The following is a 25608-nucleotide window of genomic DNA, read 5'->3' on the forward strand; positions in this document are numbered from 1 at the left end:
CGGCTTGACGCCTATTTGATCGTGTACCGGAACTGCCCCTGCTTGCCGGCGCTGGCCTTGATGCGGCTGATGCCCTGCCCTTCCGCCATGCGCGCCAGCACGGCTTCGGCGATTTCCGGCAGCAGGCTGCCATTCAGGATATTGTCGACATTGCGCGCGCCCGAATCGACTTCGGTGCAGCGCGCCAGCACCGCCTCGACCAGCGCCTCGTCGTAGAGGAACTCGGCCTGGTGATTGGCGGCGATGCGGGCCGCGATGCGGCCCAGCTTCAGGCCGATGATACGGGCCAGCACATCGTCGCCGAGCGGATAATAGGGAATCACCTTCAGGCGCCCCAGGAACGCGGGCTTGAAAACCTTCAGCAGCTGCGGACGGATGGCCAGCTCCAGCTGCTCCGGCGTCGGCAACTGCTCTTGCGGCAGGTTCAGGCACGCCTGCATCATGGCGGCCGACGCCACGTTCGAGGTCAGGATGATGATGGTGTTCTTGAAATCGATCTCGCGTCCCTCGGCATCGTCCATCACGCCCTTGTCGAAGACCTGGAAGAACAGCTCCATGACATCGGGATGCGCCTTTTCCACCTCGTCGAGCAGCAGCACGCTGTAGGGATTGCGGCGCACCGCCTCGGTCAGCACGCCGCCTTCGCCATAGCCGACATAGCCAGGCGGCGAACCCTTCAGACCCGAGACGCTGTGAGCTTCCTGGTATTCGCTCATGTTGATGGAAATGAGCTTGCGTTCGCCGCCGTACAGCACGTCGGCCAGCGCCAGCGCCGTTTCCGTCTTGCCGATGCCGGACGGGCCGACGAACAGGAACACGCCCTTCGGCTTGTCCGGGTCGTCCAGGTTGGCGCGCGCCGTGCGCACGCGCTGCGCCACCGCCTCGATCGCGTGGGGCTGGCCCAGCACGCGCTCCTGCAGCAAATCCTTCAGCCGCAGCACCGTCTTGAGTTCATCCTTGACCATCTTGCCCAGCGGGATGCCGGTCCAGCCGGCGACGATTTCCGCCACCACGTGGCCGTCGACCTGCACCGGCACCAGCGGCGTCTCGCCCTGCAGCGACGCCAGCTCGGCCTGCAGCGCCAGCAACTCGCGCCCCTGACCCGCGTCGGCCGGCTTGCCCTCCTCGAGCTGCCGGCGGATCGCCTGGATCTGTTCCGACAGCGCCTTTTCGCCATCCCAGCGCGCGGCCAGCTGCGCGTGTTCCTGCGTGGCGGCACCGCGTTCGGCGTCGAGTTGCTGCAGCCGCGCGCCATGGCGCGCGCCGCCGCTCTCCTCGCGTGCCAGGGCCGAGGCTTCCGCATCGATGCGCTCGCGCCGGCGCGTCACGCTGTCGAGCAGGGCCGGCGTGGCGCTCTGCCCCAGCGCCACCCTGGCGCAGGCTGTATCGAGCACGCTGATGGCCTTGTCCGGCAGCTGGCGGCCCGCGATGTAGCGGTGCGACAGGCGCACGGCTTCGGTGATCGCCTCGTCGAAGATGCGCACCTTGAAATGCTGTTCCATCAGCGGCGCCATGCCGCGCAACATGGCGCACGCCAGCTCTTCGCTCGGTTCCTCGATCTTGACGACCTGGAAGCGGCGCGCCAGCGCGGCATCCTTTTCAAAATATTTTTTGTATTCGCCCCAGGTGGTGGCGGCGATGGTGCGCAGCTCGCCGCGCGCCAGTGCCGGTTTCAGCAGATTAGCAGCATCGTTCTGGCCAGCGCTGCCGCCGGCGCCGATCATCGTGTGCGCCTCGTCGATGAAGAGGATGATGGCGTGCGCGCTCTTGCCCACTTCGGCGATGACGTTTTTCAGGCGGTTCTCGAATTCGCCCTTGACGCTGGCGCCCGCCTGCAGCAGGCCCATGTCCAGCGTGTGGATTTCCACGCCCTGCAGGATGTCGGGCACGTCGCCCTGCACGATGCGTAGCGCCAGGCCCTCCACCACGGCCGTCTTGCCGACCCCGGCCTCGCCCGTCAGGATGGGGTTGTTCTGGCGCCGCCGCATCAGGATATCGATCGCCTGGCGGATTTCCATGTCGCGCCCGATCACGGGATCGACCTTGCCGGCGCGCGCGCGCGCCGTCAGGTTGACGGTGAACTGGTCCAGCGCCGGCGTTTTCGACGCCGCCGCGCCGGCCAATTCCCCCACGGGATCGCCGCCGGCGTCGCCCGCCTCTTCCTGCCCTGCAGCCGCCTCGCCGGCTTCCTGCGAACCCTCGGTCAGCTTGTCGAGCCCGTGCTTGATCTCGTCGAGCTTGAATTCGTGGAACAGCGCCGAGCCCCGGTAGGCCAGTTGCGCCAGTTCCGGCTCGGTCAGCAGCGCCTGCAGCAGGTGACCGCTGCGGATGCTCACCTGCCGCCCGGCCCGCAAATCGAGCGAAGCGATCAGCCAGGCATGCTCGAACAGTTTCGGCAGGCGCACGGAAAACACGGGCGTGCGCGCGTTACCCGTCTGCAGGCGCGCCACTTCGGCGCGCAAATCCGCTTCCAGCATGCTCACGCTGACGCCGCTCCTGCGGGCAATCAGCACGAAATCGCTGCGCGGCTGCTCCAGCAAGGCGAGAAAGACATGCTCCAGGTCGACTTCATACTGCCCCAGGCCGACGCACAGACTGGCCGCGCGCGTGGCGGCCGTGCGGCAGGTGTCGTTCAACTTGCTGATCAGGGTTTTCAGGTTGATGCTCATGGGGCGGCGGTCCTTGTCGGGTGATGGTTGGCGAAATCGGTGGAGTGGCGCGCTCAAGCCGGCGCATGCAGTTCATAGCGGACATCGGCGCGGTCGCACGCCTCGCCGCCGGTGATCAGGAAACTGTCCCAGCCCAGCCGCCCGCCGCTGCGCGGCACTGCCAGCGCCGTGCCCTGCACGTCGGCGGCGCGCAGCACCAGCTGCACTTCGTATTCCAGGCACAGGCCGGTGAACATGGCGAGCATTTTCTCGAGCGCGAGAGCGGCCGCGCCGCCGGGCAGGAAAGCGTCGAAGTGGCGGCGGGCCAGGGGGCCGATGGTCAGCCGCAGGCGCAAGTCGCGCTGCCAGACGCGCGCACCGACCATGGCGGTGGCGCCCAGCACGGCGTTGCTGCCGCCCAGCGTACTTTGCTGCTCGCGCGGCACGTCGTACCAGCAGCCGACAAACTGGCTGACGGCGACGCGCTGCCCGAAATACTCGGACAGCACCTGGCCTATCATCACGGCCGACGGCGGCCGGTGGCGCATGGCGGCGGCAAAGTAGCCCACCGATTCGTCGAGCACGCCCGTACCGTCCCCCGCCAGGCGCTGGCGCAGCGAGGCGTTGCCCAGCCCTGCCAACGACAGCAGCAGCGGCAGGAACTGGTCCTTGCCGTCGAGCTGATACTTGAGCTCCAGCCGGTACTTGCGCCAGGCTTCATAGAACAAAGCCAGGGCGCGGTTCGAGAACGTGTCGAGGAAGGCGCGCGGCCCCTCGTCCTTTTCATACAGCTGGTGCGTGGCGATGCGTTCCGTATAGTGCAGCGGCAGCGCGCCGGCGACGCCGAGAAAACCCATGAAGGCCGGCGTGACGCGCACGTATTTCAGCTGGGCGCTGCGCAGCGCAGCGCCCAGGGCGTTGACGTCCGTGGCCAGTTCGCGCGGCTCGGGCGCCAGCGTTTCGATCTGGCTGGGGGCGAAGTCGAGCGAGACGGAATTCTGGAAGCGCAGGAAACTGGCCACCGCATCGTCGTGCGGCAAGCCATTGCGCCTGAGCCAAAGCTCCAGCATGCGTACCGCCTGGAAGTACTGGAAGCGGCAAGGCTGGGCAAACAGGCGCTCGATTACACTAGGCTCGAATCGCCGCTGCGTGGTTTGCATCGCCACAGCTCCTCTCCTGATTTTTTTGCCAGCACCACCAGCTGCGTGAAGCTGTTCGCATGCACATACAAGCCCAGGAAGCACTCGATCACATGCGCAAAGGCGTGGATGCCGCTGCCGACGAAGGCCTCTTCATCTATCGTCAGCCGCACTTCGACGCCGCGCACCAGGCAGGCGAAGGGATTGCCTGGCAGCCAGGCATTGACGGCCTGGTGGGCGATGGCCGTGATGCCTCGGATTTGCCGCTGCGACGTGGCCGAGCGCGGCAAGTCGTACAGGGCCAGCATTTCCTGGAACGCTTCCAGGCCGCTGCCGGCCAGCGACAGGTGATTCAGCGACAGATGCGAAATCAACCGCCAGTGGGCGCCCCTGCCCCGTTCGAAACGGTGCGACTCGCTGGGTTTGCGCAGCAGGCTGATGCTGCGCACGCTGGAGCCGCCTTCGAGGAACAGGTCGCCGCCGTGCAGGCCGTAGGTCAGCTGCGCCGGCAAGTCGCGGTTGGTGCAGCTCAGCTCCAGGCTGAGCGTGTCCGTTTCCACCTCGGCCGGATCGAAATCGATGTCGACGATCGAGATCTGCATTTCGTAGCCGGGACTCTTGCTGGCGATGATCTCGTCGCGCCGCATGACCCAGTAGTGACCATCCCTGGCCGGCGTCTCGCCATGGCGCAGCGAATAGAATGGGCGGAATTCCACCACGGATTCGCCCTGCGGCGTCTGCCGCACCAGCTTGACCGAGTCGATGGCCTGCACCTCGAACGCATACGCGCGGCGCGCATCGGCCAGCACGGGGTAGCTGGCGGCCGTGTGCGTGAGGCGGATGGGCTCGCCGCGCTGGCGGAACAGGTTGACTACCGGCGTACAGCCCAGCAGCAGGTTGTGCGTGTTCATCGTCCCCAGCAGGCGTGCCGTGTTCGAATCGGTGCGCAAGCCGCTCAGCGCCAGGTGCAAGGTGATGCGGCGGCTGCCGGACGGCAGCGCGGCGCACAGCGCACCCAGGTCGATGTCGAAGAAATTGAATTTTTCGGGAAAGCAGAAATACTCGGTCAGCAGCCGGTAGGCCGGATGCGAGCGGGCGGAAAACGGGATCAGTGCATCGTCCTCGGCAAAACCGGCGCTGCGCACGGGAGTGCCGTCGAGCGCGACCCAGCTGCCGCTGCCGTCCGCCTCGGCGTAGGCCTTCACGGTGCGCATGAACAGGGCGTCGCGCAGCGCCGCGCAAAACGAGGGCTGGCCATCGATGAACACGCGCAGCGACGCCAGTCCCAGCTGGCCCAGCGACAGCTGCGCGGCGCTCGACTCGATGGTGATGCGCACGCCCGAGGTGGCATTCGCCGGCAGCAGCACCTGTTCCGGCGCCTCGATGATGGCGGAAAAAGCCGCATGCGTAAGCGCCAGCGGCGCCACCGTCACGGGATAGGCGGTACGGAAGGTGCAGGCCACGCCTTTCACGGGGCGCGTCGTCAGCTCCGTGCCGCGGGCGATTTCCGCAGGCGCCGTCAGCTGCGCCGCCGCGGCGCCGTAATCCATGCGCGCGATCGAGCACGAGGGAAACGGCCGCAGGTAATGCGGATACAGCACTTCGAACAGCGCTTCGGTAAATTCGGGATAATCGTCGTCGATGCGCTTCGAGATGCGCGAATTGAGCAGCGCGAACGACTGGATCATGCGCTCGATGTGCGGGTCTTCGCACACCTCGCCGCCCATCAGCAGGCGGCCGGCGATCTTCGGGTAGCGCTCGGAAAACTCGCGCGAATAACGGCGCAGGAAACCCAGTTCGCGCTCGTAATAGGGCAGCAATTCGTCCAAGGTCAGGCTCCCGTGGACGCGGCGCGGCGCCCCTTGCTGATCGTGTAATGCAGGCTGGAAGGCTGCAGGATGGCGTCGAAGCTGACCGGCTCGTGCGCCGCATGCACGACCAGCAGCGCGCTGATGGCGAAATTGAGGCGGTTGATCGAGCCTTCCTCGATTTCCAGCGATGCGCGCACCTGGCGCAAGCGCGGCTCGTGGCGGGCGATGGCCTTTTCCAAGCACTGGCAGATATAGGCGCGGTCGTCCGTGCTCGACAGGCTAAGCCCGGCGAAATCGTTCAAGCCGTACGTGATGATCGACTTGCCGCACTCGGGAAAGGGTTTGAGCAGCGCCTCGGGCAGCACGGCGCGCGTGTTGAGCAGCGCTTCGAGATCGCGCGCCACGGTGTCTTTCAAGTCCTCGAGCGAGAGGCGCGAGACGGTGCCGCTGGAGGCGCCGTGCACGGGCGTATCCATCAGGCGGTCGAACAGGCCCGGCGTAAAACCTTTCATGGGCTTCCCGTTTCATGGGTGGCGTGGACGCCGCTGCCGGCGGCCAGGAAAGCCAGCGGCGGCAGCGCGCCGCTGGCGTACGCGGTCAGATGCGGTCAGGCTGTCTTATTGGCCGACAGGTCCCAGCCGCCGGAGGTGTTGCCGCCCGAGCCGCCACCCACTTTTTGCTGCGTGTACTTCCACTTGACCTTCGAATACTTGAGTGCCAGGTCTTCGCCGAGAATGTCGCCCGCGGCCACCGATGGCGCCACGCTGCTGATCATCACATTCTCCAGTTCGATCTCGAAGTACTTGATGCGCTCGCCCTGGCCATCGGCGCGCAGGAACTCGAGCTTGGCTTTCGGGATAGTCTTACCAGAAGAGCAAGTTTGCAGCAGCAGGGGGCTGGCGAGATCGGCCATCTTGGCGATGACGATATCCTTGTGCTCGGTACGTTCGGCGGTATGGCCGCCGCCCGTCGAGGCGGTCGCCGATTTGGGTTGCAACACCTGCCACTGGACCGACTTGCATTCGATCCAATCTTTGTGGCTGTTATCCGTGGATTCGCCTTTGATGCCATCAATTTGCAAGTATACGTCGATTGCCATGTTATTCCTTTCAAGGGTGTGAAGAAAAATACATTACGATTTGGTCGACTGCGGAAGCTCCGCGACCAAACGGAGTGAAACGGACAATTCGTCGAGCTGGAAATGCGGACGCAGGAAGGACACGGCGCGGTACACGCCTGGCCGGCCCGGCACTTCCGCCACCTGCACCGAGGCTTCGCGCAGCGGAAACTGGGCCTTCTGTTCCTGGCTGGCGTTATCGTCGAGCAGCACGTACTGCGTCAGCCAGCGGTTGAGGAAATCTTCCACGTTGGAAGCGGCGGCAAAGCTGCCGATCTTGTCGCGCATCATGGCCTTCATGTAGTGGGCGATGCGCGACACGGCGAAGATGTATTGCAGCTGCGCCGACAGCACGGCGTTCGCGTTGGCGGCGTCGGTATTGTATTTTTTCGCCTTCTGCGCCGACTGGGCGCCGAAAAACGCGGCATAGTCCGTGTTCTTGCAGTGCACGAGGGAGATGAAGCCCAGGTCGCTCAATTCCTTTTCGCGGCGGTCCGTGATGGCGATCTCGGTCGGGCATTTCAGCGCCACCTCGCCTTCGTCCGTCTTGAAGGTATGTGTCGGCAAGTCTTCCACCAGGCCGCCCCCCTCCACACCGCGGATCGCCGCGCACCAGCCGTAATCCTCGAAGGCGGCCGTCAGCTTGGTGCCGAACGCGTAGGCGGCGTTGCACCACAGGTATTTCTGATGGTCGGTGCCGTCGACGTCCTCGACGAAATTGAAGCCGTCGACGGTGGCGCCATCGAGCGGATTGAACGGCAGCCGGCCCAGGAAGCGGGGCAAGGTCAGGCCCACGTAGCGCGAATCTTCCGATTCGCGCAAGGATTTCCACTTCGCATACTCGACCGTATCGAAGACCTTGGCCAGGTCGCGCGGCTTGCCCAGGTCGCTGTAGCTTTCCAGGCCAAACAGTTCCGGCGACGCGGACGAGATGAACGGTGCGTGCGCGGCGGCGGCCACATGCGACATCTGCTCGATGAAATACATGTCTTCCGGCTGGCGGCTGAATTCGAAGTCGCCCAGCAAGGTACCGAACGGCGCGCCGCCAAAGGTGCCGAATTCCTCTTCGTAGACCTTCTTGAACATGGTCGACTGGTCGAACTCCAGCGCGCTCTGGAAATCCTTGACCAGCTCGCGCTTGGTCGCGTTCATCATCTTGATTTTCAGATTCGTGCCGGTAGCCGTGTTCTTCACCAGGTAGTGCAGGCCCGTCCAGCTGCTTTCCAGCTTCTGGAATTCGGGCGCGTGCATGATGGCGCTGAGCTGCGCGGAAATAAGCTGGTCCAGTTCGGCCACGCGGGCATCGATGGTGGCGGCCAGGTTGTTCGATACCACCACCGTGCCATCCATGACCTGGCTGACCAGTTCGGAAATCAGATCCTTGGCGCGGGCGTGTTCGACGCTGGACTTGGCCACCTTGCTCTGCTCGACGATCTGGTCGAGCAAGTCGATTTCGGCGGCGCCGGCAGCGCTCAATGCGGGGGTCAGTTGTGCGGACATATCAATCTTTCCTGACGTGGGAATGTTGTTCCAGCTGGGCCAGTTTTTCCGTGCTGTTGAGCACGTCATTCAGGATGTCTTCCAGTTTGTCGTTGCCGGCCAGCTTGTTGCGCAGGTCGGCCAGCTTGGTGCGCGCCTCGAGCAGCTTGCGCAGCGGCTCGACCTGCTCGACCACCGCTTCCGGGCGGAAATCGGCGATCGCGCGAAATTTCAGCTCGACGCCGAACTGGCCGCCAGCGGCGCCCAGTTCATTCGGCACGCGGAAGGTGGCGCGCGGCTCGATGCCCTTCATCACTTCATCGAAATTGTCGCGGTCGATATCGACGAACTTGCGGTCCTTCAGGCGCTTCTGCTCGAGTTCGGAATTGCCGCCGAAATCGCCCACCACGCCCACCACGAAGGGCAGCTCCTTGTTTTCGATGGCGTCGCCGATCTCGACGTCATAGGTCATCTGCACGCGTGGCGGGCGTACCTTTTGCAAGCGCTTCTGCACACTATCTTTTTTCGACATGACATCCCCTTCCCAAATATTGGCGGCATCGGCGATGCGCCTGTTGAACTGCGGCGTACCTGTGCCTGGCTGGCTACTTCAGGGCGTTGAATGGATTGGCGCTGCCCTCATCGGCAGTGCGCTTGCTTGGCTGCTTGCGCGACGCGCGCACGGGCGGCTTGTCCGGCGGCGGCACCAGCACGGTTTCGCCCAGGCTCTCGCGCAGCAGCTTGGCCAGGTCCTGCGATTCCGCGCGCAGCGGACCGGACAGGTTGTTCTGGCGGCTCAGGTCGGCCAGCGCCCGCGTCGACAGGCGCAGTCCGCTGATGGCGATCACGCTGTTGGCCAGCTTGTCGGCAGGATCGCGCACCAGCACTTCCTGGGCATTGAGGATGGCTTCACCATACTGGCCCGCATCGTAGCGGCTTTGCGCCATGCGCACCCAGGGCTGCTTGTCGGCGGGCGCCGCGGCGGCCGCCTCCTGCCACAGCGCCAGCGCCGCCGCCTTGTTGCCCGTGTCCACCGCCTGCGTGGCCTTGGCCATCAGCTCTTCCAGCGTCGGCGCCACGACGGGCGGCGGCTTGGCCACCGGCGCCGTACTGCAGGCGCTGAGGGTAAAAGCACAGGCGATAACTGCAAGCGTGCGTAGCGAAACCGGGCGTGTCATGTTGAGCTTTCCTTCAAAAAAGAAGACGGTTTTGGCGATTGAAAAGTTGCTTTTTATAGTTGCTAATTATTTATTTTTCGGAGCGTAGCATGATTTCAAAATTCACTGCGTTCGATAGAAAATACGCGAAAACTCACACTACTCACGCTAAAAACGTACCGTACGCACCATTCTTCAAGATAATGTTAAGGTTCTTGCAGTTGCGAAAAAAGCACCAAGTTGCGCGATGCGAAGCATGATTTTCAGTCGCTGCCGCGCGCCTCACTGTGTCTGGCATAGAGGGCAATCCATGAGCATGGCAAACAAGTTGTTATGGGGCGAAGGGCTGTTCCTGCGCCCTCAGCATTTCCAGCAGCAAGACCAGTACCACGAACAGCGCCTGCACGAGAGCGTCAAGGCGCTGCACCCGTACGCGTGGGGCGTGAACCAGTTGCAGATCGACCGCGATGCGCTGGCCAACAACAGCTTGCGCCTGCTGGAACTGTCGCTGGTCTTCCAGGACGGCGAAATCTACAACGCCGCCGGAAGCGATGACCTGCCCGACGCGCTCGACCTGGGCAACTTGCCGTCGTCGCTGCAATCGGTGACCTTCCACGCCGCCTTGCCGGCTTTCAAGCCATTCGGCGGCAACTTCGCCGCCAGCGGCCAGCCCAACAACGCGGCGCGCTACGCCCAGGCCAATCTCAGCACGCCGGACCTGTACACCCAGGCCGCGCAGGCCGAACTGACCTACCTGAAAAAAACCCTGCGCCTCGTCGCCGATACCGAACCGCGCGATTCCTACGTCAGCTTCCCCCTGCTGCGCCTGCGGCGCCTGTCGACGGGCGGCTTCGAGCAGGATCCGGCCTTCGTGCCCCCCAGCCTGTCCATCCGCAGCGCGCCCCTGCTGTTCCTGCAGCTGCGCCGCCTGATCGACGCGCTGCAGGCCAAGGTCAACGCGCTGTATGGCCATCACCGCGAGCCGAGCAAGAGTGTGATCGAATTTCGATCCGGCGACATGTCCTCGTTCTGGCTGCTGCATACGGCCAGCGCGGCCTACGCCTCGCTCAGCCATTACTTCCATCATCCGGCGCTGCATCCGGAGCGCCTGTACGAACAGCTGCTGGCCCTGGCCGGCGGCTTGATGACCTTTTCACGCAGCCATGCGCTGGCCGACCTGCCGCCGTACCGGCATGCCGATCCCGGACCCTCGTTCGCCCAGCTGCACGCCATGATCCGCGAATTGCTCGACACCGTGATCTCGTCGAAATACTTCGCCATCGCGCTGACGGAAACCAAGCCGTCCTACCATCACGGCAAGCTGGACTCGGAAAAGATCGATGCCAAGACGGCGTTCTACCTGGGCGTGTCCGCCGACATGGCCGGCGTGGAACTGGTCGACGTGGTGCCGCTGCGCTTCAAGGTGGGCGCGCCGGACGACGTGGAAAAATTCGTCCTGTCCGCCCTGCCCGGGGTGCGCCTGCAGCATGCCCCGCAGGTGCCGGCCGCCGTGCCGGTACGTCCCGACATGTTTTACTTCACCATCGAGGCCAAGGGCCAGATGTACGAACGCATGCTGCAGGCGCAGTCGCTGCTGGTGTATGTCCCTTCCGGCATGCGTGAACTGAAACTCGAACTTGTCGCCGTCACTTCCTGAGGTCCAACGATGCACTCCAGCGCTCCCCCTTCCCTGATGTCCGGCAGCCAGGCCGCCTATGCCGCCAGCATGGCTGCCGGTCCCGGCACCGAACACACCTTGATGGACTTGATGTACGACGGTTTTTACGCCCTGTTCATGCTGAAGAACGGCAGCGGACCGCAAGACAATGCCGATTTCATCAGCAAGATGACGCACTTCCTCGATGAGTTCAGCCGCGGCGCGAAAAAACAGGGTGCGTCGGCGGACGACATCGACGCCGCCAAATATGCGTTCTGCGCGGCCGTCGATGAAATCATCCTGCGTTCGCCCTACAGCATCCGCGACGAATGGGCGCGGCGGCCGTTGCAGCTGGTGCTGTTCGGCGACCAGCTGGCCGGCGAAAACTTCTTCATCCGTCTCGAAGCGCTGCGCGCGCGCGGCAGCGCGCACCTGCAGGCGCTCGAGGTCTTCCACATGTGCCTGCTGCTGGGTTTCCAGGGCCGCTACATCCTCGAAGGCCCGGAAAAACTCAATTACCTGACGGCGCGCCTGGGCGACGAAATCGCCCAGATGAAGGGAAAGAAAACCGGCTTCGCCCCGCATGCGGAGCGGCCCGACCAGATCATCCACAAACTGCGCAACAACGTGCCGCCATGGGTGCTGTGCTCGGTGTTCGCCCTGATCTGCGCACTGGGCTACCTGGGGCTGCGCACCATGCTGGCCAAACAGACGCAAGCGCAGATCAATGCCTATAACGACATCGTCAAGCTGGCGCCGCGCGTGGCTAACCTGAGCATTACCCTGCCGTGATGGGCGACGCACAACAAACCCCCGCGGCAACGGGCCAGTTCGGCACGGGCCTGAGCCAGCATGCACGGCTCATCAGCCTGGCCACGGCCCAGCAATCCGGGCAGCCGGAATCGCTGATGGCGGAACAGTTCGAAGGCCGCGAGGCCGTCAATGAACTGTTCCGCTTCGAGGTCGACGCCCTGAGCACCGCGGCCAGCCTGGACCTGGCCTCCTTCATCGGCGAGGAAATGACGCTGTGCCTGCTGCAGCCCGACGGCAGCCAGCGCGCCTGGCACGGCATCTGCACCGATTGCGCCTGGCTGGGCGCCGACGGCGGCGTGGCGCGCTACCGGCTGCGCCTCGAGCCGGCCCTGGCCCTGCTGCAGCTGCGCCGCGACAGTTACATTTTCCAGGACAAGAATGCGCGCGACATCGTCACCGAGCTGCTGGCCGACTACCCGCAGCTGCGCTTCGCATTCGACGTCAGCCAGGCGCTGGCCACGCGCGCCATCTGTACCCAGTACCGCGAAAGCGACTTCGATTTCTTCGCGCGCCTGCTCGCTGCCGAAGGCCTGAGCTGGCGCTTCGAGCACGACCAGCCCGGCGGCGCGCAGGACAGCGGCGATGGCCAGGCGCAGGCCAGGCACAAACTGGTGATCTTCGACAGCAAGGCCACCGCGCCGCAGACGCCGGGCGGCGCCGACATGCGCTTTCACGGCGTGCGCGCCACCGATACGGACGACGCCATCGACCGCTTCGGCGCGCGCCGCCAGGTGCAGTCGAACGCCGTCAGCATCAGCAGCTGGGACCCGGCGCAGGTGACGGCGCCCGCCGCCGAGCAAGTCTCCAGCCTGGAGGCCGGGCAATTGCCGCAGCTGGCCGTGTATGACGGTGCCGGCGAGCGCCTGCACGCCGACCGCGCGGCGGCCGGGCCGCACAGCGAGCGCATGCTGCAAGCCCTGGAGCTGGACAACAAGCAGTTCGACGGCGCCGGCGCCGTGCGCCGCCTGGCCGCCGGCCACGCCATGCGCCTGCTGCAGCACGAACAGCATGCCGATGGCGCCAACGCCTTCACCGTGCTGTGGGCCGAGCACCAGGCGCGCAACAATACGGGACCGGCCGGCGCCAGCCTGGGCGACATGCTGTCGAAGCTGGCCAGGACGGCCGGCCTGGGCGGCGTGGCCGACTGGATCGCCGGCCAGATCGAGCCGGGCACCTACCGCAACCGCTTCGGCTGCGTGCGCGCCAGCGTGGCCATCGTGCCGCGCGCCACGGCCGCGCGTGCACCGGCCGTGGCGCTGGGTCCGCAGACGGCGCTGGTGGTGGGCCTGGCCGACAGCGTGGCCACCACGGGCCGCGACCACCAGGTGCGCATCCAGTTTGCCTGGCAGCGCGGCAGCGCCGCCAATCCCGGCGGCCTGGCGCACAACACCGACCAGCAGGGCAACGCGCCCGGCAACGAGGCGTCCGGCGCCTGGGTGCGCGTGGCCGAAGCGCTGGCCGGCCCGAACTGGGGCTCGCAATTCACGCCGCGCCTCGGCACCGAAGTGCTGGTCGACTTCATCGAAGGCGACATGGACCGCCCGCTGGTCGTCGCCCAGCTCTACACGGGCAGCGACACGCCGCCGTATGCGGCCGGAGAGGATTCTGGCGTCAACCACGCGGGCGTCCTGTCGGGCATGCACAGCCACAATTTCGATGGCGCCGGCTACAACCAGTGGGTGCTGGACGATACCCAGGGCCAGCTGCGCACCCGGCTTGCGTCGAGCAGCGCCGCCACCGAGCTCAATCTGGGTTACCTGGTGCAGCAAGGCGCCATTTCGGCGCAACGGGGCAGCTACCGCGGCAGCGGCTTTGAGTTGCGCACCGATGCCTGGGCCATGTTGCGCGCCGGCGAAGGCGTGCTGCTCTCGACTACGGCGCGCGCGCGCCAGGGCGCCGGCGTGGCGTCGAGCCAGCTCGACACCAAGGAGGCGCTGGCCCTGCTGCGCGGCGCCTGTGAACTGAGCAAGGCGGTGGCGACGTCGGCAAGCCAGCAAAAAGCCATCGTCAGCAAGGATGCGAACCAGGCGCAGCTGGACATGGCGAAGCAGATCGACCCGCAGCAGGATGGCAAGTACCAGGCCAGCGTCGGCGGCCAGGAAGCCAGCAAGGCGGGCAGCGGCACGCGCGCGCCCGATACGGCGCAGCCCGTGGAACGCTACGCCCAGCCGCTCGTGCTGATGGAGTCGCCCAGCAGCATCAACTGGGCCACGCCCGCGTCGACCGTGCTGTTCGCGGGCCAGCAGCTGCACTGGACGGCGCAGGCCGACCTGCACATGACGGCCGGCCAGACGGTCGCCTCGGTGGCGGCCAACGCGGCCACGCTGTTCAGCCAGGAAGGCGGCATCAAGGCCGTCGCTGGTAACGGCCCCGTCTCGCTCGAAGCACATACCGACCAGCTGGAAATCCTCGCCGATCAAGCCGTCACGGTGATCTCCGTGAGCGACAGCATCGACATCAAGGCCAACCAGAAAATCGTCCTGCAGGCGGGACAATCCTCGATCACGCTCGAAGGCGGCGACATCACCTTCCGCTGCCCCGGCCATTTTACGGTCAAGGGCGGGCAGCATGTCTTCAATGGCGGCGCCAGCGCCGCGGCCGGCCTGCCGCCGTTGCCGGACAGCCGCTTGAAACTGTTCGACGAAGGCTTCGTGCTGAAAGACCGCGACACGGGCGAACTGATGGCGCGCCAGCCGTATCGCGTCAAGCGCGCCGACGGCAGTATCGAAACGGGCATGACGGACGCCAGGGGCCTGACCCACATCGTGGCCGCTGCCGCCGTCGAGGCGCTGGTGATCGAACTGCTCAAGTCGCCGGGCCAGTTGCCCGAGACGGAGAACAGCCCTGACCCGGCTCCTGCGCCCAGGCCGGACACGCGCGCCAAGTCGCCCGCGCCCGGCACGACGGCCAAGGCGCCGCCCAACCCCGAACCGAAATTCAAGGCAACGGGCACGTCCAGCACCAGCCCCGTCGACAACAAGCAGCGCAAGGAAGTGCTGATCAAGCGCCCCGCCTGCTGGATCGCCGACTATGAAAAGGAGATTAGCGTCTCCAGCGTGCCGCGCTACAACAACACCTTCGGCGCCACTGGCGCGCCGCATAACTATTTCGACACCGTGCGCTACAAGATCTACGTGCCCGTCAAGTCGAATACCGGCATCATCGCCGAATTGCGCGTCAAGGTGATCACGGTGCTCGAGCCGGCCGACCAGGCGCTGGAAGAGCGCGAGAAGGGCACCCCGCAGGCCGCCACGCGGGCCAAGCAGCGCGCCGCCGTCATCAAGTACGTCAAGGGCATCGCCACCACGGGGCTGGAAAGCCACTGGAACAATAAATTCCAGATGAAAATCAGCGATCCGGAATGCGGCACGCGCACCCTGCCCATCATCTACCGCGTCGTTTATGTGGAGAGCAACGAGCATTACGTCATGCAGATCCACAAACGCTACGACCGCGAAAGCGTGACGGGTACCATCATCGACGTGTCCGCCTCGACCGATGGTCAGACACACGCCCATGAATTCGGTCACTGCTATGGCTTGCCGGATGAATACTCGTATGTGGAAGGAGACGACGAGACCGTCAAATACAAGAAGCCGGACGGCAGCTGGGATGCGCCCGTGCCTTCGCTCTCGGACGATGAGGAACCGGAACCGGCCGCTGCCAACATCATGAACTCGGCCGGCTCCATCGTCATCCGTGACCGGCATGCCTGGCAGATCGCCATCGAAGTGCAGGACTTGCTACGGACGAAAATAGGACGGCAGATCAAATGCGATATCATCCTGAACGGCTCCTAATCGCACTGCTCGCAGTGTCCCTACAACTCCCAGGAAACGCCATGCCGAACGACATCCTCTCCATCAGCGCCCACTGCATCGATAATCCAGCCTGCATTTTCACGGGCAGCGACATGCGCATCGAGGTGGTCATCAAGAATATCGGCAATGGGGAAGTCGGCTATCCGCTCCAGTACATGCAAGCGCGGGGGCCCAATATGCGCCTGATCGACAACGCGAGCGAACAAAGCCAGGTATTGAAGACGGGCCTGGCCAATCACGCGCTCAAGCGCGCCTTCACCCCCATCGCGCCGGGTCAGTCGATTGCGCTGCAAAGCGTCATCAAGCACACCGAGCTGCGCATGTTCCGTACGGAATTCGTCGACGTGACGGCAGAAATCGGCGTCTCGGCCGGCATCCAGACGGCGGGCAGCGAGGAAGCGCTGCCCTTCAAGGGCGGCGCCAGCCTGAAGATCATCGGCAGGGATACGCTCGAACGCGAAGCGCAGCGCCGTTAATCCGCTAGAGCACCCGCACCCGCATGCAGCTGGCGCCAGAACGGCGCGGCGGGCCAGCGCTGCTCCCAGCCGTAGTACTGCTGGCGCTGCGCCAGGTAATCGGCGTAGCGCTGCGCCACCGTCTGCGCCACCGCGTCCAGGGTGGCGTGGCCGGCGATGGCGCCAGCGGCCGCCATGCCGTTGGCCAGCGCCTTGACGATGCCTTGCGAGGTGACGGGATCGTAGGCCGAGGCGGCGTCGCCGATGGCCAGCCAGCCGTCGCCATACAGTTGCTCGAGGCAGTAGGACGGCGCAGGAAAACTCTGCACGCCGCCTGCCAGCGGCACCGCGCTGCGGGCCAGCGCAGCCGTATTGGGCGCGGCCGCCAGCCCTTCCAGCCAGTGCGCGGCATGCTGCAGGCGCCGCGCCTTGACGGTGGCCGCGTCGCTGTAGAACGCCAGCAGCATGGTGGCGTCGGGCAGATGGGCGCCATACCACCAGCCATGTTCAACCGCTTCCAGGTGCGTCAGGCCGGAACGGGGGCCATCGGGCGCGGCGAAGCGCATGGCCAGGCAGACCAGCGGCAGCGTTTCGACCTTGCGGCTGCCGCGCTGGCGCGCGAAGACGGCGCGCGTGCCGCTGGCGTCGACCACCACATCGGCATGGATGCTGGCCGGTCGCGGGTGCGCCGGATCGCCCAGCACCAATTCCAGGGTAAAACCGCCGCCTTGCGCCGGGGCCGACGCGGCCAGGCTGGCGCGCAGCAGCACTTCCGCCCCGCGCAAGCGCGCCTGGCGCGCCAGGAAGCCATTGAAACGGGATCGCTCCAGGTGCCAGCCATGGCCCAGCGGATGCAGCAGCGCGTCGTTGTAGCCGCGCTTGTCGCTACCCCACCAGGAACAGCTGCCATGGCAAGGCGCGTGCGCCTCGGCGAAAAAATCCTGCGCAATGCCCAGCGCGTGGAATAGGCGGTTGGCTTCGGGCGGAATGCTTTCGCCGATGCGAAATTGAGCGTAGTCGCCCGCCTCGATCACGAGCACGTCGTGCACGCCATGCTGCGCCAGCGCCAGCGCGCAGGCGCAGCCCGCCGGGCCGCCGCCGATGATGGCGACCCGGTAGCGCTGCCGCGACGGCCCTGCCGCGCCGGGACTGTCTGCAACCGCCGCCATCAGGGCTTCGGTTTCGGCTGCGGCTTCGGCCGGTACACCTTGTCGATGGCCGTGTTACGCCAATACTCGACCAGGTTGCTTTCATCGCTGTCGAACAGGCTTTCGACTTCCAGGTAGTAATCCTTGCAGATGGCCTTTTCGCCCGCCTTGCGCGCAATCGCCGTGCTTTGCACGACCACGCCGATGCGGTGCCAGTTCAGCAGGAACTGCGCGCGGTCCTGGTAGCGGCCCACATGCATGGCGGGCCGGTCGATTTCCGCATTTTCCGGGGTGGTCGACGGCACCCCACCGGCCCGCGTGCCCTTGCCGCGCACGGAATAGCGCGGCGTCGCCAATTCGCCGCCATTGGCGACGACGTCGTCATACGTGTACACGGCCACGGGCCGCTGCGCCGGCCAGGAGGAATACAGCAAGGTATTGTAGCCATTGCCATTGAGCGCCGTGGCCGCATCGATCGCCTGCTGGTTATTCAGTACCGTGCCGCCGGGATTCGGATCGGGCAAATGCGTGGCGCACGAGTTGTAATCGGTATGCCACGGCAAGGCCATGAACTTCGACACGTCGCCGGGCTGCACCTCGCCGCCGCGCAGCGGCATGTAGCCGGCGCCGAGGAAAGGCTGGTCCCTGACGGCGGCCGCGTAATCGAGATGCTGGGCATTGAGGCGGAACGGGCCGCCGGCATCATGGCGCCGCCACGCCTGCCGGTACAGGCCGGGGTCGCGTACGATAAAACCCATCTCGATGCCGGGGCTGTAGCGGCCGCCCAGGCAGTTGAACAGGACCGTACGGTCGAGCGCTTCGCCCGCGCCCAGCAGGAAATCACCGCTGTCGGCCACATACTGGCCATGCGCCCACTGGTCCATGAAAAAATACTGGGCCCGGGTCAGGGTCAGCAGGCTGCTGCCCGCATCGCCCAGCGACAGCGGCATTTGCGGCTTCAGCGACGGCGCCCCCGTCTGGTCAGGATGGCGGATGAAATTCATGATCGGGTAGGTCAGGCCTTCCGCCTTCATCTTGCCCAGCAAGTCGTGCTCCTTGATCGCCCTGGCCGGCAAGCTGGTCGTCCAGCGCTGCAGCGACGCCGCGCGCAGGATGGGCTGGACATCGGTGCTGAAATTGCTCCGGTAGCCCGCCTGGTAGCTGCCGTCCGCATGGACGGCCGGCCGCAGCGCCATCTTTTCCAGCCAGGTGCAATACAGGTCGTCCCACAGCGATACGACGTTCGCCGTTTGCGGCGCGTACGACGGGTCGCTCGAGATCACCCAGGCGCTGCCCTCGACGCTGCGCGCCGTGCCGTCGGCAAAAAGCAGCATGGCCGTGACGGGGCCATCGGCCACGTCATCGAACCAGTTGTCGTTGTTGACATTGTCGTGCAGGACGGCGGCGGCCGAATAATTGCCTTGCGCGTCGAAGCCGCAGGCCTTGCCATAGCCGCCCAGCACCAGCAATCGTCCATTCTTTTCCGTCGTGATGGCGCCCAGCGACGCGATGATGGCGCCAGGGCCCTGCGCCGGCGCGCCAGGCTGCCCGCCGCGCGGGAACGACACGGGATAGTCGGGCAGGCTGCGCACGGCGCCGCTGGCCGCATCCGCGCACGACGGCGGCGTCGATGTGTCGAACTGCTGCACGCCCTGGCGCGAAGCCTGCACGCTGCGCGGTCCGGGATCGATGACCAGCAGCTTCAGGCGCAGCGGGTCGGCCGGCGTGCCGAAGGCCGGATTGCGCAGGGCTGGCGCGCGCTGGTTTTCAAACGGCGCCACGCCGTCCCCACCCTCCCAGCTATTGGCTTTCTTGTTGGCCAGGTGCACAGTCCAGACGATGTCCTTGACGATCTTGCCATCGACCATGCTGCCGATGGCCACTTCGGCCGCCGCGCCCCGCCGGCCCAGCGGGTAGCTTTCCACGCCGTCCGCCGCCTCGAACGCATATTGGTAAATCCGGAAGCGGGCCGCCTGCCGCTTGAGCTTTCCGCCGGCGTCGCGCAACTCGGTGCTGGCGATGGTCGTGTCTTCCGTGCCGGGCCGGATCGGCAAGCCTCCCGTGCCATCCTGGCCATCGAGCGGCATGCCGGCCAGGCTTTCCGGGCCCAGATAGTATTCTTCGCTGTTGCCGACGCGGGCGATGCCGATGGCCGGGTGAATTCTCAAACCTGTGTATGCCATGCTGAACTCCTGATCATCAAGGGTGTCTGTGCCGGTTGGCCTGAGAGTCACGGCTGCATGCCGTCCCTGACCCACTGGTCGAAGATATCGATGCCTTCCTGCGGCATCGGGCCGTCGGGCGGCATCGGGTGCGGCGCGGACATGACATACTCGCCTTCCCGCCCTCCCGGCGCGCGCAGGCGGTGCCCGGCATCCACCCGCCATTTTGCGTTGCGGCTGTCATAGTCGTAACCGTGGATGGCCACCTGGATTTGCCAGGCAAACGCCTTCACGCTCGCATAGTCATTCAGGTACAGCCGCTGCACGCCCGTCGACTCGGGGTTCGACAGCTTGATCTTGTTCATGTCGGCCACGTAGCGGGAAAACAGGCCCTGCACATCGCGCTTGAAGCTGGTCCGTTCGCTCATGGCTTGCTCTCCTCATACGTGGCTTCGGCAGGTTTGCGGCGGTCGACGACCTGGATCACGGGCGTGGAAAAATCGCCTTGCCGTATCAGGCCGCGGCCCTTGTCATTCGTGGTGATGGCCGCCGTGATGCGCCAGGCCTGCCTGCGCTTCTTGGGAACCAGGCTGTCGACGATGCCGGTGATATCCGTTTCGATGACATATTTATCATGCTGGTGGGCGCCGGACAAGGCCCAGTGGCTGGTGCTGGTGACCAGGTAGCGGTCGCGGAACGCCTTGTCGCCGATGCGCGCAGTCACCTTGGCGGGATACAGGTAGATATCGGCCTGAAAACTGTAGTCCTCGTCCGCATGCGCGCGGTCCAGCACCATGTTCGCCCGCTTGTCGCCGGCCACCCGCCGCGCCGGGATCGTGTAGGCGCCGGTGACGGTGAGGTCGGGCCTAGCGACCGCGCCATCGGCCGCATCGTCGCTGAGCAAGGCGGCGAACAGGCTTTTCTGGTTGTCGCCGAATACAAACCCCGCCTGCTGGTGCCGGTCGATCAAGGCCTGGATATCCTTCTTGCCGGCAAACTCGCCACCATAGCGCGGCTGGAAGCCATAGCCTTGCCGGAGGGTGTCGAAGTACAGCACCGCCTGGCCCATGTTGGCCGTATAGTCGCCCGAATCGCTGCGCTGGGCATCGCCGCTGCCGGCGCTCCAGCCGATGGGCCGTGGCAAGCTGGCGTCCTGTTCGCTGCGCATGAACGCCGTGCGCCCGCTGCCGCGTATGCCGGCGTCGCCATGCTCGTCCAGCCACTTCTCGAAACTGTAATCGAGGAAATTATGGAAGGCATAGAACAACGGATCGAGGCCGGCCGTGACGTTGTCGCCCATATTGCCGCCCATGTAGGTGGCGTGCATGTGATTGTGGATCTTCGTCTCCAGGTTGCCACCGCCCAGGCTGCCGTATTCGTCGCCGCCAAAATCGGCCCAATCCATGTAGTAGATCTGGTAGGCCAGCAAATTGGGGGAAGCCGTGGCCAGCGAGCTGTCGAGCCCCTCCCTCTTGCGCGTGGCATCGTACAGCGGCGAATCGACATCCTCGAAGGCTTTCGGATAGCGCACGCCGGAAGGCTTGCGGGTGAAGTTCCAGTACGGCAGCGCAACGTTGCGCGTGCTGGGCCCCCGTTCGCCGTTCGGGTCGGCCGCCTGCAGGGCTTGCTCATAAAAGTACAGCTGCGCCCGGTGCCATTGCAAAAAGGTGTTCTTCTGGTGCTCGCACTCGCCCGGGAATTCCTCGTGGGCATTGTCCTCGGTCGCCACCTTGTCGATGAAATAAGCAATGTCGCAGCTGTTGCGCGTCGGATCGCCCAGCAACTGCTTCAGCCTGTCGCCGGGCAAGGCCGCCTGGCGGTCATTGAAGACGTCGACGGAGGTGCAGTTATGCACCCAGGCTTGCCACAGGAAGCCGCGCCGGTCATACACGTTTTCCTGGCTCTTGCGTTTCATCTCGCTCACCGCATGCTTGAAGGCGTCGAGCTCGGCCGGGGTCAGTTCATCGATATTCTTGCGGTAGCGCACGACGCGCGCGCCACCCGGCTCCGCCTGGGCCTGCAATTCCGGGCGGCAAGATACGCCAGCCTGCGCCTGTACCGCGGTGCAGACACCCGCGCACAGCAAGCCGGCCAGGAGGGGAAGGATGGAAGTTTTCATGCGTAACATGGGCAGTTGCTCCAAAGACAGGTTGGGAAAGGCGGACGCGCGCCGGACGCGCTGCCGCCAGGAACGGTCAGTGTCCGTGTCCGCCCGCGTCGCCGCCGCCCTTGCCATCCGGCAGTACCACCTTGACGTTTTGCATCATGCCCTGGTCTTCATGTTCGAGGATGTGGCAATGCAGCACGTATTCGCCGATGTAGCGCTGGTAACGCGTGGCGATCTCGATCTTGTGCTTTTCGATCACCAGCAAGGTGTCTTTCCACGTGCCGATCAGGTCCTTGTATTGCGCATCGACCGCGCCGCCGTCGGTGCGGCTAATGCCGATGATCTGGAAGGGGTTGACGTGGATATGGAAGGGGTGGCTGCCATTCTTCGAAGCGAGCTCCCATATCTGCTCGGTGCCCAGCACCAGCATGTGGTCGACGCGGTGCGGGTCATAGACATACTTCAGCTCGGGTATCGGCGAGTCTTCCGGCTTGCCTTCCACCATGAAGCGGGCCTTGCCGCCCAACTTGGCGATATTGAAGGTCACATACTCCTTCTTCTTGCCGCGCATCGCGTCCTTTGCCGCCGCGCTGAAGCCCGCATGCGGGACGAACTTGCCGAGCTTGAGACCATTCTCCAGGTCGCCAAGGATCGTGCTCTTGACGCTATCGGGCAACTGGGCGCCGGGCAGGCTCTGGACGGCATTGCGCAACTCGGCCAGCAGGAAATCGCGCGGCGACTCGCCCGACCTGACGCGTGCGGATGCCTTGGTGTTGGTCTTGGCGGCGATCACGCCGATCAGGCGCGTGTTGTTGACGTCATGCATCGTCGTCATGTTGTTGACGTTGGTTTCCGCATATACGCAATAGGCGCCGGCTTTCGGCAGCGAGAACAGGATATCGCTGCGGTAGCCCGGCTGCAGGTAGTTCAAGGTCTTGGGGATGATCCTGTCGTGCGTCAAGCCGTCGCTGGCCACCTCGAACTGCGTGACGTCCTCGCCATCGCATAGCTCCATCACGTCCTTGTCCTGGTTGGCCACGCTGAGCGCCTTGAACAGCTTTTGCGGATCGTTCGCGCGGCGGATGCGCAGCACCACGGTTGCCTGGAAACCCGTGTCGATCATGCGCCAGCGGTACAGGCGCTGCGTCTTCATCTTCAGCACCGGCTGCACCTTGCCGTTGACGGAGGTATAGCGGCCCGACTTCAGCCAGGCATTCGGATCGTTGACCTGACCGAAATCCTCCAGCACGCCTACCCCGTCCGTGGCGCACGGCGTCGTCGGCGTCAGGCTGTTGCTGGGGCAGTCATAGGGAATTTGCTGCAGCAGCATCACCTCGCCGGCGCTGCCGCTGCCGTCGTCGGGCTGGAATGGCTTCAGTATCACATCGAGGTCGCCATTCGCCGTGGCGCTCGGATAACGGTCGCCTTCGACCACCAGCGCGCCGGCCATGCCGCTGGCGACCTGCATCGCCGTCGCGCCATGCTGGTGCGGGTGATACCAGAACGTGCCGGCCGGATGGTCGATGGGAATATTGTATTCGTACTCGAAATCCACGCCAGGCTTGATCGATATCAACACGTTGTCGCTATTGCCCGAGGGCGAGACCCACAGACCATGCGAGTGCAGATTGGTATCGTTGAAGCAGCCAATGGGACGCGCTGCATTGATATCGCTCGTCGCGCACTGCTCGTCCGGCAGCGCCGGCAACTGGTTATGCAGCTTGAAGCGCACGGTTTGCCCCGGCGCCATCACCACGGTGGGCGCCATGAAGGTGGCCGCATTCTCGTCGCGTCCATCGAGCGCCAGGCCGTCCGTCTGCTGGTAGGAGCGCAGGCGCACCTTGTCATGCTTGGCCGTGGTCGGGTTATAGATGCTGCCGTTGGCATAGCGGATGTACAGGTCGTACGCTTTCTCGTACTCGTCGCGCTTGCTCGCCGCGCGCGTGGCGGGCCTGGCGCGCGCCTTCAGCTTCGGCGGCTCCTGCAGCAGGCGCAGCTCGAGTTTGGGCACGGACTGCAGGTTCAGGTCGACATTCAGATTGACCGTGCTTTCCGCGGCGAAGGCGGCACTGCAAGCGAACGGCATGGCGGCCAGGCACAGCGACACATACCTGCGGGGAAGGCGGTGGGACATGACAACTCCTCGATTGGACTGGACAATGGAAGCATGGCGGGGCATGCGTATTTTTATTAATAACATTGCCATTATCCATAATGACAAAGAGTCAATACTCACACTAAGTCACTTGTTGTATTTATTGCTGAGGTAACTGGGGCCGACGGGCGAGCTGGCTGCTGGAGCCTGAGATGGGGGGACGGCGTTGGCCGCTGCGCGGCCAACGGCCCGCGCGGAGCGCGGTGGTTGGGCCATTCGGAGAGGGCTGGGCCGGCACGGCCCCGCCCTCTCCGAATCCCACAGTTCCGTCCAGACAAATAAAAAAGCCTCCCGCAGGGGAGGCTTTTTTATTTGATTCTGGCGGAGACGGTGGGATTCGAACCCACGATACAGGTATAAGCCGTATGCATCCTTAGCAGGGATGTGCCTTCGGCCACTCGGCCACGTCTCCTAGCTGATTACTCAACTATGTCTCTGTAGCTAACTGCGCTGCAGCGACGAACGTCATAATATCGATTGCCCCCCCTTTGGTCAAGGGCGTGGGGCAATATTTTTGGATATTTAAGCTTTTTCCAGCTCGAACGCTTTATGCAGCGCGCGCACGGCCAGTTCCATGTACTTTTCATCGATCAGCACGGAGATCTTGATCTCGGAAGTGGAGATCATCATGATGTTGATGCCCTCTTCCGACAAGGTGCGGAACATTTGCGATGCGACGCCGACATGGCTGCGCATGCCCACGCCGACGACGGACAGTTTCGACACTTTCGCGTCGCCCGTGATGCTGGCCGCGCCCAGCGATTCGCGGTTCGCTTCCAGCACGGCCAGCGCGCGCGTGTATTCGCCGCGCGAGACGGTGAAGGTGAAGTCCGTTTTACCGTCTACCGACTGATTCTGTATGATCATGTCGACTTCGATGTTCGCGTCCGCCACCGGTCCCAGGATGTGGTACGCCACGCCTGGGCGGTCGGGCACGCCGAGCACGGTGATTTTGGCTTCATCGCGGTTGAAGGCGATGCCGGAGATGACTGCTTGTTCCATGTTTGTATCTTCCTCAAACGAAATCAGGGTGCCTGAATTGGCTTCTATTTCCAGCGGCAACATCGGGTCGGTCAGCGACGACAGCACGCGCGTGGGAACGCGGTAGTTGCCGGCAAATTCCACCGAGCGCGTCTGCAGCACTTTGGAACCCAGCGAAGCCAGTTCCAGCATTTCTTCAAAGGTGATGGTCTTCAGGCGGCGCGCCTCGGAGACCACGCGCGGGTCGGTCGTGTAGACGCCGTCGACGTCCGTGAAGATCAGGCATTCGGCCGCCTGCATGGCGGCGGCGATCGCCACGGCCGAGGTGTCCGAACCGCCGCGGCCCAGGGTCGCGATGTTGTCGTGTTCGTCGACGCCCTGGAAACCGGTAATGATGACAATCTTGCCTGCATCGAGGTCGCGTTTGACTTTTTCGTCATCGATCGACTGGATGCGTGCCTTGGTAAAGGCGGAATCGGTCTTGATCGCGACTTGCCAGCCAGCATAGGATACGGCTTGTTTGCCGATCGCCAGCAGTGCCATCGACAATAGGCCGACGGACACTTGTTCGCCTGTCGAGGCGATCATGTCAAGTTCACGGGGATCGGGTTGATCCATGATTTCCTTGGCCAGTCCAATCAGGCGGTTGGTTTCGCCCGACATGGCGGATGGCACCACCACGATTTGATGCCCGGCGTCGTGCCACTTGGCAACGCGCTTGGCGACATTCTTGATACGGTCAGTCGAGCCCATCGACGTACCGCCATATTTGTGGACGATTAAAGCCATAAGAGTGAAGTTTCCGCTCAAGAAGAATAAAAAAGGAGGGCTTTACTCTACATGCCGCAATGCAAAATAACAAGCTAAAAAGCGCATTAGCTCATACCGATTGCGTATATGGAAATAACCAATCCATGCAGTCCAGCTGGCTTGAGCAGCCGCTTGGCAGCCACCCCGG

General features: G+C 64.4%; 18 protein-coding genes and 1 tRNA gene. 4 read left to right on the forward strand and 15 right to left on the reverse strand.

The window, feature by feature from the left end; all coding sequences use genetic code 11:
• Positions 1 to 11: 11 nt before the first annotated feature.
• The 8 genes from tssH to O3300_RS14320 form a co-directional block, all read right to left on the reverse strand.
• Complete coding sequence (gene tssH, locus O3300_RS14285) at positions 12 to 2669, reverse strand: type VI secretion system ATPase TssH (protein ID WP_305053332.1); 2658 nt, start codon at positions 2667 to 2669, stop codon at positions 12 to 14.
• A gap of 53 nt (positions 2670 to 2722) precedes the next feature.
• Complete coding sequence (tssG, locus tag O3300_RS14290; protein WP_099664661.1) at positions 2723 to 3808, reverse strand: type VI secretion system baseplate subunit TssG; 1086 nt, start codon at positions 3806 to 3808, stop codon at positions 2723 to 2725.
• Positions 3772 to 5616 (reverse strand): type VI secretion system baseplate subunit TssF, encoded by a 1845-nt coding sequence (gene tssF / locus O3300_RS14295; RefSeq protein WP_305053333.1) that lies wholly within the window; start codon positions 5614 to 5616, stop codon positions 3772 to 3774. The genes tssG and tssF overlap by 37 nt, the downstream gene beginning before the upstream one ends.
• Before the next feature lie 2 nt (positions 5617 to 5618).
• Positions 5619 to 6110, reverse strand: coding sequence for a type VI secretion system baseplate subunit TssE (gene tssE, locus O3300_RS14300; RefSeq protein WP_035817453.1), 492 nt, complete (start codon positions 6108 to 6110; stop codon positions 5619 to 5621).
• Positions 6111 to 6205: 95 nt separating this feature from the next.
• Positions 6206 to 6697, reverse strand: coding sequence for a type VI secretion system tube protein Hcp (locus O3300_RS14305; protein ID WP_035817450.1), 492 nt, complete (start codon positions 6695 to 6697; stop codon positions 6206 to 6208).
• A gap of 33 nt (positions 6698 to 6730) precedes the next feature.
• Positions 6731 to 8215: a type VI secretion system contractile sheath large subunit gene (gene tssC / locus O3300_RS14310; protein ID WP_099664664.1), complete on the reverse strand. Its 1485-nt coding sequence runs from the start codon at positions 8213 to 8215 to the stop codon at positions 6731 to 6733.
• A 1-nt stretch (position 8216) separates the two neighbouring features.
• Positions 8217 to 8726 carry a type VI secretion system contractile sheath small subunit gene (gene tssB / locus O3300_RS14315; protein ID WP_077402277.1) on the reverse strand — a complete coding sequence of 170 codons (510 nt, stop codon included), beginning with the start codon at positions 8724 to 8726 and terminating at the stop codon, positions 8217 to 8219.
• 73 nt (positions 8727 to 8799) lie between these two features.
• Entirely contained in the window at positions 8800 to 9372 is a 573-nt protein-coding gene (locus tag O3300_RS14320) for a hypothetical protein (RefSeq protein WP_305053334.1), read from the reverse strand.
• Between the two features lie 289 nt (positions 9373 to 9661).
• Between O3300_RS14320 and tssK the strand changes: the two genes are divergently transcribed.
• Genes tssK through O3300_RS14340 form a run of 4 tightly spaced genes read left to right on the forward strand, consistent with a single transcriptional unit; the run spans position 9662 to position 16118 of the window.
• Entirely contained in the window at positions 9662 to 11008 is a 1347-nt protein-coding gene (tssK, locus tag O3300_RS14325; protein WP_305053335.1) for a type VI secretion system baseplate subunit TssK, read from the forward strand.
• Between the two features lie 9 nt (positions 11009 to 11017).
• Complete coding sequence (gene icmH, locus O3300_RS14330) at positions 11018 to 11800, forward strand: type IVB secretion system protein IcmH/DotU (RefSeq protein WP_099664666.1); 783 nt, start codon at positions 11018 to 11020, stop codon at positions 11798 to 11800.
• Positions 11800 to 15621 carry a type VI secretion system Vgr family protein gene (gene tssI, locus O3300_RS14335; RefSeq protein ID WP_305053336.1) on the forward strand — a complete coding sequence of 1274 codons (3822 nt, stop codon included), beginning with the start codon at positions 11800 to 11802 and terminating at the stop codon, positions 15619 to 15621. The genes icmH and tssI overlap by 1 nt, the downstream gene beginning before the upstream one ends.
• 41 nt (positions 15622 to 15662) lie before the next feature.
• The gene (locus O3300_RS14340) at positions 15663 to 16118 is read left to right on the forward strand and encodes a hypothetical protein (protein ID WP_099664668.1); all 456 of its coding nucleotides are present in this window, start codon (positions 15663 to 15665) and stop codon (positions 16116 to 16118) included.
• Here the strand turns inward: O3300_RS14340 and O3300_RS14345 are convergent.
• From O3300_RS14345 to O3300_RS14375, 7 genes are all read right to left on the reverse strand, one after another.
• Entirely contained in the window at positions 16115 to 17266 is a 1152-nt protein-coding gene (locus tag O3300_RS14345) for an FAD-dependent oxidoreductase (protein ID WP_305053337.1), read from the reverse strand. The two genes, O3300_RS14340 and O3300_RS14345, sit on opposite strands and share 4 nt — an antisense overlap.
• On the reverse strand, positions 17266 to 19428 hold the full coding sequence (locus O3300_RS14350; RefSeq protein ID WP_305053338.1) for a LodA/GoxA family CTQ-dependent oxidase: 2163 nt from the start codon (positions 19426 to 19428) through the stop codon (positions 17266 to 17268). The genes O3300_RS14345 and O3300_RS14350 overlap by 1 nt, the downstream gene beginning before the upstream one ends.
• Positions 19429 to 19475: 47 nt before the next feature.
• Positions 19476 to 19835 carry a hypothetical protein gene (locus O3300_RS14355; protein WP_289906656.1) on the reverse strand — a complete coding sequence of 120 codons (360 nt, stop codon included), beginning with the start codon at positions 19833 to 19835 and terminating at the stop codon, positions 19476 to 19478.
• Complete coding sequence (locus tag O3300_RS14360; protein WP_305053339.1) at positions 19832 to 21535, reverse strand: tyrosinase family protein; 1704 nt, start codon at positions 21533 to 21535, stop codon at positions 19832 to 19834. Before O3300_RS14360 ends, O3300_RS14355 begins: the two co-directional genes overlap by 4 nt.
• A gap of 67 nt (positions 21536 to 21602) precedes the next feature.
• Positions 21603 to 23648, reverse strand: a complete 2046-nt coding sequence (locus O3300_RS14365) for a multicopper oxidase family protein (RefSeq protein WP_305053340.1) — start codon at positions 23646 to 23648, stop codon at positions 21603 to 21605.
• A 340-nt stretch (positions 23649 to 23988) separates the two neighbouring features.
• Positions 23989 to 24081: transfer RNA gene (locus tag O3300_RS14370), tRNA-Ser, on the reverse strand.
• A gap of 110 nt (positions 24082 to 24191) precedes the next feature.
• Entirely contained in the window at positions 24192 to 25439 is a 1248-nt protein-coding gene (locus tag O3300_RS14375) for an aspartate kinase (protein ID WP_099664679.1), read from the reverse strand.
• Positions 25440 to 25608: the final 169 nt, after the last annotated feature.

The organism is Janthinobacterium sp. SUN206 (assembly GCF_030587305.1).
Lineage (GTDB): Bacteria > Pseudomonadota > Gammaproteobacteria > Burkholderiales > Burkholderiaceae_D > Janthinobacterium > Janthinobacterium kumbetense.